The sequence below is a fragment of the Christiangramia sediminis genome (assembly GCF_020552705.1).
Taxonomy (GTDB): Bacteria; Bacteroidota; Bacteroidia; order Flavobacteriales; family Flavobacteriaceae; genus Christiangramia; species Christiangramia sediminis.
The window spans coordinates 1,185,397-1,198,755 of the sequence record NZ_JAJBZG010000005.1 but is presented as its reverse complement, the minus strand read 5'-3'; the positions used below and the strand labels follow the sequence as shown (position 1 = coordinate 1,198,755).

At 37.4% G+C, this 13,359-nt stretch carries 16 protein-coding genes; 4 read left to right on the top strand and 12 right to left on the bottom strand.

Annotated elements, in window-relative coordinates; genetic code table 11:
• Positions 1-66: 66 nt before the first annotated feature.
• From LGQ90_RS14930 to LGQ90_RS14915, 4 genes are all read left to right on the top strand, one after another.
• Positions 67-1,326: a putative DNA modification/repair radical SAM protein gene (locus LGQ90_RS14930; protein WP_229342375.1), complete on the top strand. Its 1,260-nt coding sequence runs from the start codon at positions 67-69 to the stop codon at positions 1,324-1,326.
• Positions 1,326-2,102: a TIGR03915 family putative DNA repair protein gene (locus LGQ90_RS14925; RefSeq protein WP_229342372.1), complete on the top strand. Its 777-nt coding sequence runs from the start codon at positions 1,326-1,328 to the stop codon at positions 2,100-2,102. Before LGQ90_RS14930 ends, LGQ90_RS14925 begins: the two co-directional genes overlap by 1 nt.
• 84 nt (positions 2,103-2,186) lie before the next feature.
• Positions 2,187-2,384: a hypothetical protein gene (locus LGQ90_RS14920; RefSeq protein ID WP_341481970.1), complete on the top strand. Its 198-nt coding sequence runs from the start codon at positions 2,187-2,189 to the stop codon at positions 2,382-2,384.
• Positions 2,385-2,456: 72 nt separating this feature from the next.
• Complete coding sequence (locus LGQ90_RS14915) at positions 2,457-2,702, top strand: hypothetical protein (protein WP_229342366.1); 246 nt, start codon at positions 2,457-2,459, stop codon at positions 2,700-2,702.
• Positions 2,703-2,752: 50 nt separating this feature from the next.
• On the opposite strand, the gene LGQ90_RS14910 is transcribed toward LGQ90_RS14915, so the two are convergent.
• From LGQ90_RS14910 to LGQ90_RS14855, 12 genes are all read right to left on the bottom strand, one after another.
• On the bottom strand, positions 2,753-3,730 hold the full coding sequence (locus LGQ90_RS14910; protein ID WP_229342364.1) for a polyprenyl synthetase family protein: 978 nt from the start codon (positions 3,728-3,730) through the stop codon (positions 2,753-2,755).
• 58 nt (positions 3,731-3,788) lie between these two features.
• On the bottom strand, positions 3,789-4,832 hold the full coding sequence (gene rlmN, locus LGQ90_RS14905) for a dual-specificity RNA methyltransferase RlmN (protein ID WP_229342362.1): 1,044 nt from the start codon (positions 4,830-4,832) through the stop codon (positions 3,789-3,791).
• A 115-nt stretch (positions 4,833-4,947) separates the two neighbouring features.
• Positions 4,948-5,997, bottom strand: coding sequence for a tRNA preQ1(34) S-adenosylmethionine ribosyltransferase-isomerase QueA (gene queA / locus LGQ90_RS14900; RefSeq protein WP_229342463.1), 1,050 nt, complete (start codon positions 5,995-5,997; stop codon positions 4,948-4,950).
• Between the two features lie 90 nt (positions 5,998-6,087).
• Positions 6,088-7,305 (bottom strand): 3-phosphoshikimate 1-carboxyvinyltransferase, encoded by a 1,218-nt coding sequence (gene aroA / locus LGQ90_RS14895; protein WP_229342360.1) that lies wholly within the window; start codon positions 7,303-7,305, stop codon positions 6,088-6,090.
• Between the two features lie 30 nt (positions 7,306-7,335).
• Positions 7,336-7,590, bottom strand: coding sequence for a hypothetical protein (locus LGQ90_RS14890; protein WP_229342358.1), 255 nt, complete (start codon positions 7,588-7,590; stop codon positions 7,336-7,338).
• Positions 7,590-7,916, bottom strand: coding sequence for a nucleotide pyrophosphohydrolase (locus LGQ90_RS14885; protein WP_229342356.1), 327 nt, complete (start codon positions 7,914-7,916; stop codon positions 7,590-7,592). Before LGQ90_RS14885 ends, LGQ90_RS14890 begins: the two co-directional genes overlap by 1 nt.
• Positions 7,916-8,368, bottom strand: coding sequence for a D-aminoacyl-tRNA deacylase (dtd, locus tag LGQ90_RS14880; RefSeq protein ID WP_229342354.1), 453 nt, complete (start codon positions 8,366-8,368; stop codon positions 7,916-7,918). Before dtd ends, LGQ90_RS14885 begins: the two co-directional genes overlap by 1 nt.
• On the bottom strand, positions 8,368-9,315 hold the full coding sequence (rsgA, locus tag LGQ90_RS14875; protein ID WP_229342351.1) for a ribosome small subunit-dependent GTPase A: 948 nt from the start codon (positions 9,313-9,315) through the stop codon (positions 8,368-8,370). Before rsgA ends, dtd begins: the two co-directional genes overlap by 1 nt.
• Before the next feature lie 95 nt (positions 9,316-9,410).
• Positions 9,411-10,499 (bottom strand): bifunctional 3-deoxy-7-phosphoheptulonate synthase/chorismate mutase type II, encoded by a 1,089-nt coding sequence (locus LGQ90_RS14870; RefSeq protein ID WP_229342348.1) that lies wholly within the window; start codon positions 10,497-10,499, stop codon positions 9,411-9,413.
• Positions 10,489-11,373, bottom strand: a complete 885-nt coding sequence (locus LGQ90_RS14865; RefSeq protein WP_229342346.1) for a prephenate dehydrogenase — start codon at positions 11,371-11,373, stop codon at positions 10,489-10,491. The genes LGQ90_RS14870 and LGQ90_RS14865 overlap by 11 nt, the downstream gene beginning before the upstream one ends.
• Positions 11,370-12,515 carry a pyridoxal phosphate-dependent aminotransferase gene (locus tag LGQ90_RS14860; protein ID WP_229342344.1) on the bottom strand — a complete coding sequence of 382 codons (1,146 nt, stop codon included), beginning with the start codon at positions 12,513-12,515 and terminating at the stop codon, positions 11,370-11,372. The genes LGQ90_RS14865 and LGQ90_RS14860 overlap by 4 nt, the downstream gene beginning before the upstream one ends.
• On the bottom strand, positions 12,512-13,339 hold the full coding sequence (locus LGQ90_RS14855) for a prephenate dehydratase (protein ID WP_229342342.1): 828 nt from the start codon (positions 13,337-13,339) through the stop codon (positions 12,512-12,514). Before LGQ90_RS14855 ends, LGQ90_RS14860 begins: the two co-directional genes overlap by 4 nt.
• Positions 13,340-13,359: the final 20 nt, after the last annotated feature.

Below are 13,359 nucleotides of genomic sequence, written 5' to 3'. Positions count from 1 at the left end.
ATTCTTTTCATTTAAAAAATTAAGATAAATTGGAATTTTTCCTATTTTTGGAAAAATTCCAATTTTATGGATTTCGATCGTATAAAAGAAAAACTTGGCATTCTGGCTGATGCTGCCAAATATGATGTTTCCTGTTCCAGTAGCGGTAGCAAAAGAAAAAATACCTCTAAAGGCTTAGGAGATTCTTCGGGGATGGGTATTTGTCACTCCTATACTCAGGATGGCCGATGTGTTTCCCTTTTAAAAATTCTACTTACCAATCACTGTATATTCGACTGTGCCTATTGCGTTACCAGAAGAAGTAATGACATTAAACGCGCCGCATTCAAAGTTCAGGAAGTTGTAGATCTTACTATCAATTTTTATAGGCGTAACTATATAGAAGGCTTATTTCTTAGTTCCGGAATTTTTAAAAGTCCAGATCATACCATGGAAAGGTTGATACAGGTAGCTAAAAAACTGCGGAAAGAAGAATATTTTAATGGATATATACATCTTAAAAGTATTCCAGGAGCCAGTGACGAACTCATGCGGGAAGCAGGATTATATGCAGACAGGTTAAGTGTGAATATTGAGATCCCAACCAAATCAGGTTTAAAATTACTCGCACCAGAAAAGAATCATGAAGATTTCATAAAACCTATGAAAAAGGTGAAAAACGAAATCATACAATATAAGGAGGAATCAAAACTTATAAAAAGCACTCCTAAATATGCTCCTGCCGGGCAAAGTACCCAGATGATAGTGGGTGCTACGGGAGAAAGTGATCGCGATATCATGTACTCTTCTGCTTTCTTCTATAAGAACTATAATATGAAGCGGGTTTATTATTCAGGATATGTTCCTATTAGTAATGACCCCCGGCTTCCTGCTCTTAATACCCAGGTACCCATGCTTCGAGAAAACAGGTTATATCAAACCGACTGGCTAATGCGCTTTTATGGATTTGATATTCGAGAGTTACTGAACAATGATTTTCAATATTTGGACATGGAAATAGACCCAAAATTAAGTTGGGCATTGCGAAACAGACAACTTTTCCCGGTGGATATTAATAAGGTGGACAAACAGCTATTATTAAGAATTCCTGGCGTCGGACTCAAATCGGTTAATAAGATCATCAATGCAAGGAAATTTCGTAAACTTAACTGGGAGCATCTCAAAAAAATAGGGATTGCTTTTAATCGTGCCAAATATTTTGTGACCTGCGATTCTCGTGAGAAAGAATTACGTGATCTATCCAGTGAAAATTTGAAATCTATTATTTTACAAAATTCACAAAGTAAATTTAGAAAAGATCTCAGCAATCAACTAAGCCTATTTTAATGACCAAAAGGGTTTTAAATTATGATGGCAGTTTTGAGGGTTTTCTAACCTGTGTTTTCAATGCCTATGAGCAGAAATTACTAGTGGTAGAAATTATTCCGGCCGGCGAAAATCAGAACCAGTTATTTAGTAAAACTGAAACTATTATAACTGAAGACCTTAAGGCACAGAGAGTTTTAAAAGCTTTAAAAACAAAAATGAGTATTCAAGGATTAAGGCGAATAAAATTCGCTTTTCTTAGTGAAAAACCAGGTATAGAGTTTAGATTATATGAAATGATAAGATATATCTTCTCTATGCCCGAGAAAGCAGAATTGGATTATTCGCATCCTGTAGTTTTAGATGTTTCTAAAACTGCAAAACAGGTAGGAAGAGAAAAACATCGCATGGAGGCCTTTGTAAGATTTAGGCTTACAAAGGATAATATTTATTTTGCTATTATTGAACCCGATTTTAATGTACTTCCTATTATTACTCCACATTTCAAAAGCAGGTATGCAGATCAAAAATGGTTAATTTATGATGTGAAAAGGAAATATGGAGTTTACTATGATCTTTCAAAAACGGAATATATTTCGATAGATTTACCTAAAGATATAGGAGTTTCTGGAGGAAATTCAGAATATTTTGAGGCTGGAGAAATCTATTTTCAGAAACTATGGAAGGAATATTTCGACTCTACAAATATCAAAAGCCGAGTAAACATGCGTCTTCACGTGCAACACGTTCCAAAACGATATTGGAAATATTTAAGTGAAAAGAGTCCTTTTGCATAATTAAAATTTGTTTAACTTTGTTTCTTCAACTAATTAAACATTTTAACAATGAAAAAATTATTCTTACTATTTGCTGTTGCAACAATGTCTCTTTCAATCTACTCTTGTAGAGAAACTACTGAAGAAAAAACCGAAGATGCCGTAGAAGAAATGGGTAACGACATCGAGGAGTCTACTGAAGAAGCTGGACAAGAAGTAGAAAACGCTGCTGAGAATGCAGGTAATGAAATGGAAGAAGAAGTAGAAGGAACTGACGATATGAACGCAGATGATGATATGTAATCATCTTCTTTCTTAATACAATTAAAGCCATTCTCTGAATGGCTTTTTTTAATTAACCCAAAATGTATAGAAATGAAAAAATTAGGGATTTTAATTATGGCTGCTATTTTCAGCCTTTCAATCTACTCCTGTCGTGAAACTACACAGGAAAAAACTGAAGAAGCTGCCGAGGCGATAGGTGAAGACATCGAGGCAGGGGCAAAAGAAGCTGGTGAAAAAATTAAAAAAGGAGCTGAAAAAGTTGAAGAGGAAATCGATGAAGAAATTCACGAGACCGATGATGTAAATAGCGAAGAGGCTACTAATGATGCTGCTTAATTATAAAGCAGATAACCTATAAAAAAAGCGAAGATTTCTCTTCGCTTTTTTTATTTCTTTCTTTCAATAACGTAATTCACCATGAGTACCAGACTTTCTTTATATACTGAATCTGGATAATCTTCCAGAATTAATAAGGCTTCTCGCTGAAACTCCTTCATTCGTTTAACCGCATAATCCAGCCCGCCTTTATCCTTAACAAAATCAATGACTTCCCGTACCCTTTTTCTATCCTTATTATGATTTTTAACCGAATTGATCACCCAGTCTTTTTCTTTTTTTGAAACAATATTCAGCACATAGATCAAAGGCAGCGTCATTTTTTGCTCTTTGATATCTATCCCGGTAGGTTTGCCTATTTTCTGAGTTCCATAATCAAATAGATCATCTTTAATTTGGAACGCCATTCCAATCAACTCACCAAATCGTCTCATTTTAGCGATCTCATTACTTTCAGGCTTTACCGAAGCCGCTCCCAGACTACAACAGGCAGCAATTAAAGTGGCAGTCTTTTGCCTGATAATATCATAATAAATAGTTTCGGTAATGTCCAGTCTTCTGGCTTTTTCAATTTGAAGAAGTTCTCCTTCACTCATTTCTTTAACCGCAACCGATATGATCTTCAAAAGATCAAAATCATTATTATCTATAGATAGTAAAAGACCTTTAGATAAAAGATAATCTCCCACCAATACTGCGATCTTATTCTTCCATAAGGCATTTATACTAAAAAACCCTCTTCGCCGATTAGAATCGTCTACCACATCATCGTGAACAAGGGTTGCAGTATGAATAAGTTCAATAACTGAAGCCCCACGATAGGTTCTTTCATTTACACTGCCATCTGAGACCATTTTGGCCACCAGAAAAACAAACATGGGCCGCATTTGCTTCCCTTTACGGTTTACGATAAAATGAGTAATACGATTTAGAAGCGCAACTTTGGAAGACATGGATTCGAAGAACTTTTTCTCAAAAAGTTCCATTTCTTTCTCCACAGGAAGTTTTATTTGGGAAATAACCTTCATAAAGGCCGTAAATATACATATTTAAACCGAAGGAAAAGCTTATAGAAAGCTTAGGAATTTAAGCTGATTTATTTGCTAATTGACCGCAGGCTGCATCAATATCCTTTCCTCGTGAACGCCTTACAGTAACAGTTATACCATTTCTCTCCAGCATATCCTGATACATATTGGTTGCTTCTGAAGCGGCTTGTTGAAAATTCCCGTCATCGATAGGATTGTACTCGATAAGGTTCACCTTGCAGGGCACATATTTACAGAATCTTACTAAAGCCTGAGCATCTTCCCGGGTATCATTAATATCCTTCCATACTATATATTCATAGGTGATCCTGCTCTTAGTTTTAGAATACCAGTATTCTAAAGCTTCGCGAAGATCTTCTAGTGGAAAAGTTTCATTGAAAGGCATAATCTGCGTTCTCACTTCATTTCGTGCAGAATGCAGGGACACGGCAAGTTTGATCTTGGCTTCATCATCGGCCAGCTTTTTGATCATTTTAGGCACTCCAGAAGTTGAAATGGTAATTCGCTTAGGAGACATTCCCAGTCCTTCTGGTGAAGTTATTTTCTCGACAGCCTTCATTACATTATTATAATTCATCAAAGGCTCACCCATTCCCATAAATACGATATTTGAAAGTGGACGATCAAAATATAAACGACTTTCATTATCTATCGCAACCACCTGATCGTAGATCTCATCAGGATTAAGGTTACGCATTCTTTTAAGCTTAGCCGTAGCGCAAAACTGACAATCCAGGCTGCAACCAACCTGGGAAGAGACACAGGCGGTAGTTCTCGATTTCGTAGGAATTAAGACAGATTCAACAGTAAGGCTATCATGAAGTTTCACCGCATTCTTAATAGTGCCATCACTACTTCGCTGCATCCGGTCTACCCGGATATGATTGATCACGAAATTATCCTTCAGCATTTGTCGCGTTTCTTTCGAGATATTGGTCATATCATCAAAAGAATGAGCCGCTTTATTCCACAACCATTCGTAAACCTGGCTTCCGCGGAAAGACTTATCTCCTTCAGAAACGAAGAATTTCTGAAGTTGTTCCTTAGTAAGTGCCCGTATGTCCTTCTTTTTTTCTTTCACGCTGCTAAATTACGAAGTTAAAACTGAATGCTTCAGTCTTTTAAATATCAATAGCTTACAAAAAAGGCCATAAACCGGATTTCGATTTATGGCCTTTAATTATCTTAAATTCCGACTATAAGATCAGCATCGCATCACCATAGGTGTAGAATCTGTATTTCTCTTTCACAGCCTCCTCATAAGCCTTCTTCATAAAATCATGTCCCGCAAATGCAGAAACCATCATTAAAAGAGTAGATTTTGGAGTATGGAAGTTCGTGACCATACAATTCGCGATATTGAAATCATATGGAGGAAAAATAAATTTATTGGTCCACCCACCAAATTCATTCAAAGTCTGATCTGATGAAACAGCGCTTTCCAGTACTCTCATCACGGTGGTTCCCACAGCACAAACTTTACGTCTTTCAGTTTTGGCGTTATTTATCACCTCGGTTGCATCCTTGGTAATAAATGCTTCTTCGCTATCCATTTTATGTTTTGAAAGGTCTTCCACCTCAACCGGGCTAAATGTACCCAAACCAACATGAAGAGTTACTTCAGCAAAATCAACACCCTTGATCTCCAATCGTTTCAATAAATGCTTTGAAAAATGCAGACCCGCAGTTGGTGCCGCAACAGCTCCTTCATTTTTAGCGTAGATCGTTTGATATCTTTCCTCATCTGAAGCCTCTACCTCCCTTTTAATATACTTTGGAAGTGGAGTTTGCCCCAGTTCTTTAAGTTTCTTTCTAAAATCACTGTAAGATCCGTCGTACAGGAATCTCAAGGTTCTTCCTCTGGAAGTAGTATTATCTATAACTTCAGCCACAAGACTTTCATCTTCCCCAAAGTAAAGTTTATTTCCAATTCTAATTTTTCTTGCAGGATCTACCAGGACATCCCATAATTTTGTTTCAGGATTCAACTCTCTTAACAAAAAGACTTCAATTCTGGCGCCTGTTTTTTCTTTATTTCCGTATAATCTGGCAGGAAAAACTTTCGTGTTATTAAGAACCATCACATCTTGCGGCTCAAAATAATCAATTAAATCTTTAAATTTTTTATGTTCAATCGTCTGCTCTTTTCGGTTAAGCACCATCAGTCTCGCTTCGTCGCGATTTTCAGATGGATATTCAGCCAAAAGTTCTGGTGGCAGTTCAAAATTGAAATTCGAAAGTTTCATTCCCATAGTTGCTGTTTTAAAAGCCGCAAATATACAATCTCAAGGTAGGGGTTGTCAAGTAAATGAGTGTTTATTTGGAAATAAAATAATTTATTGTACCAAAAACTGTAATTTTTTAAGGTCTTCCCAAAAATCGGGATAAGATTTAGATACCACCTCGGCATCTATTATTGTGACTGGAACTTTTTGTGCCAGCGGAGCAAAAGCCATGGCCATACGATGATCGTTATAAGTTTCTATTTGCACATTTGCCTTAAGGTTTTTACATGGCAGAAGATGCAAACTATCTTTTGTGGTCTTCACCTCAGCTCCAAATTTTTCCATCTCATTCTTTAAAGCCTGTAGCCTGTCGGTTTCTTTGATCTTTAAAGTATGCAGTCCTTCTAATTTGCATTCCAGTCTCCGCGCGAGACAGGTAACCGCAATAGTTTGTGCAATATCAGGAGCATCTCTTAGATCTTCACAAACTCTAATAGAAGTAGTTGCTTTTTGCTTTTTAAGGATAATACTATTTCCCTGAAATTCAGTCTGAACTCCAAAATGTTTATAAATCTTTGCCAGGCAGGAATCTCCCTGTCTACTGCTCTTTCTGTAATTCGAGAGTTTTATTTCAGCGGTTTCAGAAATGGCAGCTATACTATAAAAATAGGAAGCTGAACTCCAGTCAGACTCAACTGCAATAGTTGAAGCTGCTATATTTTTTACCGGATGAATAAAGATACGATCATCTTTAAAATCTCCTTTTATCCCTGCGTGCTGAAGTATTTCCAGCGTCATTAATATATATGGTGTGGATGTTATTTGTCCTTCAAGAATAATTTCCAGCCCTTTCGGAAGTGATGCTCCAATAAGCATTAGAGCCGATACATACTGACTGCTAACGTTTGCTTGCAGCTTTACCGAATCTACATGAAGTTTCTTTCCTTTTATTAGGAGTGGAGGATATCCTATTTCATTCTTATATTGTATATCAGCACCCATTCTTTGAAGAGCATCCACTAAAAGTCTTATAGGACGCTCCTTCATTCGTTTACTACCGGTAATCTCAACTTCACAACCTTCTTTGGAAGCGAAATAGGCGGTTAAAAAACGCATGGCGGTGCCGGCATGATGAATATCTATCACTCCCGAGGATTGATCCAGAGCCTTCTTTAAAACTACAGTATCATCACTATTGGAAAGATTTTCAATTTGAATATTTGGATATAGAGCCTGAAGAATGAGCAGTCTGTTAGATTCACTTTTAGAGCCTGTGATCTGTAGATCTGCAATTAGATTTTTACTGGAGTGTTGAAGGGATAGGGTCATTTTCGAAAATGCTAGAATGAAATATGCAATTTAATTTTTCTTTTCTTTTCCACGAAACTGTCCGAAGGCTAAAATAAATCCATACATAAAAGCCGCCAGTAGCTGACCAATGACAAATCTTATCAACTTACCATCACCGGTCCTTTCCTCAAAAAACCTTACAAAGTCAAACTCACCGTATTCAAAGAAAATGGTAATTACATTGTATAATACTAGAAAAGAAAGACCCAGCCAAAAAACTGATTTCCAAAAAGCTCTTGTTGAAATAATTGATTTAAATTTCATTATTTCAGCTTTTCGTTATTCTTATGTCTGTCTTTATCTCTTTTTGTCTTGATATCCAATTTCCTGTCAAATGCTTCCTGAAGATCAATTCCGGTTTGATTTGCAAGACAGAGCACTACAAAAACCACGTCTGCTAATTCCTCCCCAAGATCTTTATTCTTATCAGACTCCTTTTCACTTTGCTCACCGTAGCGGCGTGCAATAATGCGGGCCACTTCGCCTACTTCTTCAGTAAGCTGGGCCATATTGGTTAATTCGTTAAAATAACGAACTCCGTTTTCTTTGATCCAATTATCTACCGCTTTCTGCGCGTTCTGAATTTCCATTAATTCTTATTTTTAGAATCTATTATAATTGTTACCGGTCCATCGTTAAGCAGCGAAACTTTCATGTCTCCGCCAAAAACCCCTGAACCTACACTTTTACCAAGTTCCTGTTCAAATTTGGAAATAAAATCTAAATATAGTGGCTCTGCAATTTCCGGCTTGGCTGCTTTTATATAACTGGGTCTGTTTCCTTTTTTTGTACTGGCATGTAAGGTGAACTGACTTACGATAATAGTATCTCCATCCACACTTTTTAAAGAATCATTCATAACATCCTGTTCATCATTAAAAATCCTCATGTTTACGATCTTTCTGCACAACCAGTCAATATCCTCCTCATTATCTTCTTCTTCAATTCCCAGAAAAATTAATAAGCCCTGATATATTACTGCACAAACTTTATGATCTACGGTTACAGAGGCTTCGGAAACTCTTTGAATTACTGCCTTCATTATTTTTGATATTGGTCTATTCTGTAATTATCCTCTTCGCCTTCCATAATTTGCAGGTAACTTTTATATCTGGACCAGGCGATCTCCCCCGCTTCCAAAGCATCTTTTATAGCACATTTTGGTTCTTCTAAGTGCAGACAATTATGAAATTTACAATCCTGTTTTCTTTCAAAAAATTCCGGGAAATAATCACCTATCTCTTCACGATCCATATCTACCACTCCAAAACCTTTGATACCGGGAGTATCAATAATCCTGGCATCAAAACTAAGGTCAAACATTTCAGCAAATGTAGTGGTGTGCTGACCCTGGCTGTGTTGTTTAGAGATTTCCGAGGTTTTAAGAGCTAAGCTTGGTTCTATGGCATTGATTAAAGTTGACTTTCCCGTTCCGCTATGTCCCGAGATCATACTGGTCTTTCCGGTCATTTTATCCTTGACCTTATCTACATTCTTGCCATTTTTAGCTGAAATACCAATACATTCATAACCCGCACCTCTATACAATTCTGCCAAATATTTTACTTCAGCAAGTTCTTCTATGGAATAAGTGTCTACTTTATTAAAAAGCAACACCGCTGATATAGCATAAGCTTCAGCAGTAACCAGGAAACGATCTATAAAAGTGGTTAAAGTTGGTGGGTTATTTAACGTAATAAGCAGAAATACCTGATCTATATTTGAAGCGATAATATGCGTCTGCTTTGAAAGATTAACCGACTTGCGAATAATGTAATTCTCCCGCTCCCTGATCTTTTTAATAACTCCGGTATTTTCTTCCACTCCCTCTTCCAGGTCGAAGGTAACCTCATCTCCAACAGCAACGGGATTGGTGCTTTTGATTCCCTGAATTCTGAATTTTCCTTTGATCCTGCAATCGTAAAATTCACCATTTTCAGATTTGACCTGATACCAGCTCCCCGTGGATTTATAAACCGTTCCCTGCATCTATACTAAATTATTCATATCCTGAATTATATACTTTCCATACAAATTTATAGGTTTATTTCAAGACGACATATATATCTATCCTTTGTTTGAAATTATCTGGTTTCATCAAGAATTTTTTGCTGATGATTAATAGATTCCTGGTGAATTGCTTTAAACATTCTGAGCACAAATTCTTCACTAAGTCCTTTTTCTTCACCTTCCAGAACCATTTTTCCTAGGATCTCATTCCATCTTTTTGTTTGAAGAATTGCAACGTTCTGGTCTTTTTTAACCTGTCCTATTTCTTCTGAAATTTTCATTCTCTTCGAAAGTATTTCCAGAATCTGACTATCGGTAATATCAATTCTTGAACGTAACGCGGTTAGTTTATTCTGAAATTCTTCACTAGCCGAAATTTCCTTTCTTACTTTCAAATCTTCCATCATCTTGATAAGTGTTTCCGGGGTTATTTGTTGTGCCGCATCACTCCAGGCTTTATCCGGCGTATGGTGAGTCTCGACCATAATCCCGTCATAGTTCAAATCAAGCGCGGTCTGGCAAAGATCAAAGATGATATCTCTTCTTCCAGCTATATGCGACGGATCCAGAATAAGTGGAAGATCAGGAAACTTATTTTGAAGCTCAATAGGTATCTGCCATTCAGGATTGTTTCTATATTTTGTTTTTTCATAGGCCGAAAAACCACGATGAATTACCCCAAGTTTGTTGATGTCTGCCGTATGTAGTCTTTCTACTGCTCCTAACCATAATGAAAGATCTGGGTTCACTGGATTCTTAACCAATACGATCTTATCTGTTCCTTTTAAAGCATCGGCAATCTCCTGAACGATAAATGGGGAAACCGTAGTTCTCGCTCCTATCCAAAGAATATCCACATCATGTTTTAGCGCAAGATCTACATGATTCGGGTTGGCAACTTCAGTAGTTGTGAGCATTCCAGTTTCCTCTTTAGCCTTCTGAAGCCATTTTAGACCAAGAGCTCCAACGCCCTCAAAATTCCCTGGTCGGGTTCGCGGTTTCCAGATTCCTGCTCTTAATACGGTTGCATCGCTATCCTTTAACTGGTGTGCGATCGTCAAAACCTGTTCTTCTGTTTCGGCACTGCAAGGTCCTGCAATTACCAGTGGGTGTGACAATCCAAAATCATCTAACCATGTTCTGAGTTCTTTCTTATTTTCCATTTTCAAGTATTTTAGTTTCCTCTTTTTGATTTATTCCGTTTAGTACTTCTCTTATATGATTTGTTCTTTCCATTTCATTGAAAACCTCCTCAAAATTATCTTCTTCCATCAATTTTCTGAAGTGTTTCAGGTTTGAAATATATTCATCCAAAGTTTCCATGACATTCTTCTTATTCAAACTGAAAATTGGTGTCCACATGGCCGGAGAACTTTTCGCCAGTCTTACCGTAGAAGCAAATCCACTGCCGGCGAGATCAAAAATATCCCTTTCGTTTTTTTCCTTTTCAAGCACGGTCTTCCCTAGCATAAAGGAGCTTATATGTGATAAGTGAGACACATAAGCGATATGTCGGTCGTGAGAAACAGGATCCATATACCTTATTCTCATCCCGATAGCCTGAAAGATCTCCAAAGCTTTTTCCTGTAACTTGAATGCTGTTTTTTCTACTTCGCAAATGATATTTGTCTTATTCCTGAACAGGCCATGTATAGCAGCCGAAGGCCCTGAATACTCTGTTCCTGAAATGGGATGACCAGAAAGGTAATTTCTACGTTTAGGATGACCCGCTACCTTTTCACAAAGATGTTCTTTGGTTGACCCGGCATCGGTCACTACACAATTATCATTTACCAGATCCAAAATCTTCGGCAGAACTTCCAGTGAAGCATCTACCGGAATAGCAAGGTAGACAAGGTCTGCCTTTTTAAGATCCTCAAATTTTGCTTTTTGATCTATTATTTCAAGTTCTAAAGCTTTATCCAAATGTTCATCGTTCTCATCTATCCCAAAGATCTCTACCTTATCTAATTCAGATTTGAGATCCAAAGCAAAAGAGCCTCCTATCAGTCCTACTCCTATTACAAAAACTTTCATTCTTTTATTCTTTTTAAAGCTTCCTCAATTACCTCCTCATTTGCACAAAGGGAGAATCTTATATATCCTTCCCCTTGGGAACCGAAAATAAATCCTGGCGTTATAAAGATGTCTTTATTATATAACAGATCATTTACTATATCTTCTGAAGTCTTTCCTTCCGGCACTTTTGCCCACACAAAAAGACCAACCTGTTCCTTCCTAACTTCACAATCTAATTCTGATATCAATTCCAGAACTTTTTTCTTTCTATCTGCATAGACCTTATTCTGTTCTTTAAACCAGGAACCAGATAACTTCAAAGCTTCCACAGCTCCAGCCTGCACCGGATAGAACATTCCGCTATCCATATTAGATTTCACTTTTAGAACAGAATTAATATTCTTCTTACTTCCAGCCAGTATTCCTACTCTCCAGCCGGCCATATTAAAACTCTTACTTAAAGAATTTAATTCCATCACATAGTCACTTAAATTGTCTTTCTGAAGAATACTTCTGGGAGTATCATTCTGAATAAAACTATAAGGATTATCATTGACCACCAGAATTTTATGTTTTTCAGCAAATGCTGTCAATTCTGAAAAAAACTCATCTGAAGCGATTGAACCGGTAGGCATATGCGGATAGTTAACCCACATGATCTTAACCTTGCTCAGATCTTCATCTCCCAGTTCTTTAAGATCGGGTAGCCAGTTTTTTTCAGCTTTCAGTTCATAATTGCGCTCTTTCGCATCCAGTAATTTGGTTACAGAACTATAAGTTGGGTACCCTGGATTCGGCAATAAAACTTCATCTCCGGGATTTAAGAAAGTCATGGAAATATGCATGATCCCTTCCTTACTTCCCATCAACGGCAATATTTCGGTTTCCGAATCCAGATCCAGTTCGTAGAACTTTTTATAAAATCCGGCAATGGCATTTCTCAATTCTGCGATCCCCTTATATGGCTGATACTGGTGAGCGCCATTAGAAGAAAGTGCCTTATTCAATGCTTCCACTACCTGTGGTGGCGGAGCTAGGTCCGGGCTTCCAATTCCCAGATTTATAATTGGCTTCCCCTGAGCTCTAAGCTCGGCCACCTCTCTAAGTTTTTTGGAAAAGTAATATTCCTGAACTGTATCAAGCCTTTTTGCCGTTATCATACCAGTCTGTTTTTATAAACACCTAAAACCTTTAGTTCTTCGGTCATCAATTTTAATACGTTTATCGCTTTCTCAAGATCTTCAGGTCTTTCAAAGATCACATCTATAAAAAATGAATATTTCCAGGGTTCATCAATAATGGGAAGAGACTGGATCTTAGTCATATCCAGGTAGCAGTCTCTTAGAATATTCAACACCGAAACCAAACTTCCCCTTTCGCTCTTCAGATTAAATTTTAGGGACGCCTTATCCAGAATTTCTCCATTAGGCTTTTGTCTTTCTATTCCCAAAACCAAAAATCTGGTAGCATTACTTTTTATCGTATGTATCTCTTTGGCAAGGATCTCCAAACCATACATTTCTGCCGCGGCCGGACTGGCTACTGCTGCTACTTTCATCAAACCTTCTTCTGAAATTCTCCTGGCAGCTTCAGCGGTATCAGCATCTTCGATAAGTTTTATATGCGGATGTTTTTTAAAAAATTCCTTACACTGAAGCAGCGCCATAGGATGAGAAAACACCTTTTTAATATCGCCTATAGCCTGCCCTTCCATAGCCATCAAATTCATATTCACCGGCGTATAATGTTCGCCGGTAATACTTAAATTATATTCATTTATAAGGGCATAATTGGGAAGAATTGAACCGGCAATGCTATTTTCAATAGCCATCACTGCCTCATCGGTCTCTTTCGAAGCTAGTTTTTGAGCCAGTTCATGAAAAGACATATGCTCCATCACCGCCACATCTTTATGGTAATAATCCATGGCCACCAAATGATGGAATGAACCTTTTATTCCCTGAATGCCGACTTTTTTATTCATATTGATACAATAAAAAAAGT

Bases quoted from the DNA above. Each gene is read 5' to 3' on its own strand.
- LGQ90_RS14925 (WP_229342372.1), top strand. From the start codon at position 1,326: ATGACCAAAAGGGTTTTAAATTATGATGGCAGTTTTGAGGGTTTTCTA.
- LGQ90_RS14860 (WP_229342344.1), bottom strand. From the start codon at position 12,515: ATGATAACGGCAAAAAGGCTTGATACAGTTCAGGAATATTACTTTTCC.
- LGQ90_RS14920 (WP_341481970.1), top strand. From the start codon at position 2,187: ATGTCTCTTTCAATCTACTCTTGTAGAGAAACTACTGAAGAAAAAACC.
- queA (WP_229342463.1), bottom strand. From the start codon at position 5,997: ATGAAACTTTCGAATTTCAATTTTGAACTGCCACCAGAACTTTTGGCT.
- aroA (WP_229342360.1), bottom strand. From the start codon at position 7,305: ATGACCCTATCCCTTCAACACTCCAGTAAAAATCTAATTGCAGATCTA.
- LGQ90_RS14930 (WP_229342375.1), top strand. From the start codon at position 67: ATGGATTTCGATCGTATAAAAGAAAAACTTGGCATTCTGGCTGATGCT.
- LGQ90_RS14865 (WP_229342346.1), bottom strand. From the start codon at position 11,373: ATGAAAGTTTTTGTAATAGGAGTAGGACTGATAGGAGGCTCTTTTGCT.
- LGQ90_RS14910 (WP_229342364.1), bottom strand. From the start codon at position 3,730: ATGAAGGTTATTTCCCAAATAAAACTTCCTGTGGAGAAAGAAATGGAA.
- LGQ90_RS14885 (WP_229342356.1), bottom strand. From the start codon at position 7,916: ATGGAAATTCAGAACGCGCAGAAAGCGGTAGATAATTGGATCAAAGAA.
- rsgA (WP_229342351.1), bottom strand. From the start codon at position 9,315: ATGCAGGGAACGGTTTATAAATCCACGGGGAGCTGGTATCAGGTCAAA.
- dtd (WP_229342354.1), bottom strand. From the start codon at position 8,368: ATGAAGGCAGTAATTCAAAGAGTTTCCGAAGCCTCTGTAACCGTAGAT.
- LGQ90_RS14870 (WP_229342348.1), bottom strand. From the start codon at position 10,499: ATGGAAAATAAGAAAGAACTCAGAACATGGTTAGATGATTTTGGATTG.
- LGQ90_RS14915 (WP_229342366.1), top strand. From the start codon at position 2,457: ATGAAAAAATTAGGGATTTTAATTATGGCTGCTATTTTCAGCCTTTCA.
- LGQ90_RS14855 (WP_229342342.1), bottom strand. From the start codon at position 13,339: ATGAATAAAAAAGTCGGCATTCAGGGAATAAAAGGTTCATTCCATCAT.
- LGQ90_RS14890 (WP_229342358.1), bottom strand. From the start codon at position 7,590: ATGAAATTTAAATCAATTATTTCAACAAGAGCTTTTTGGAAATCAGTT.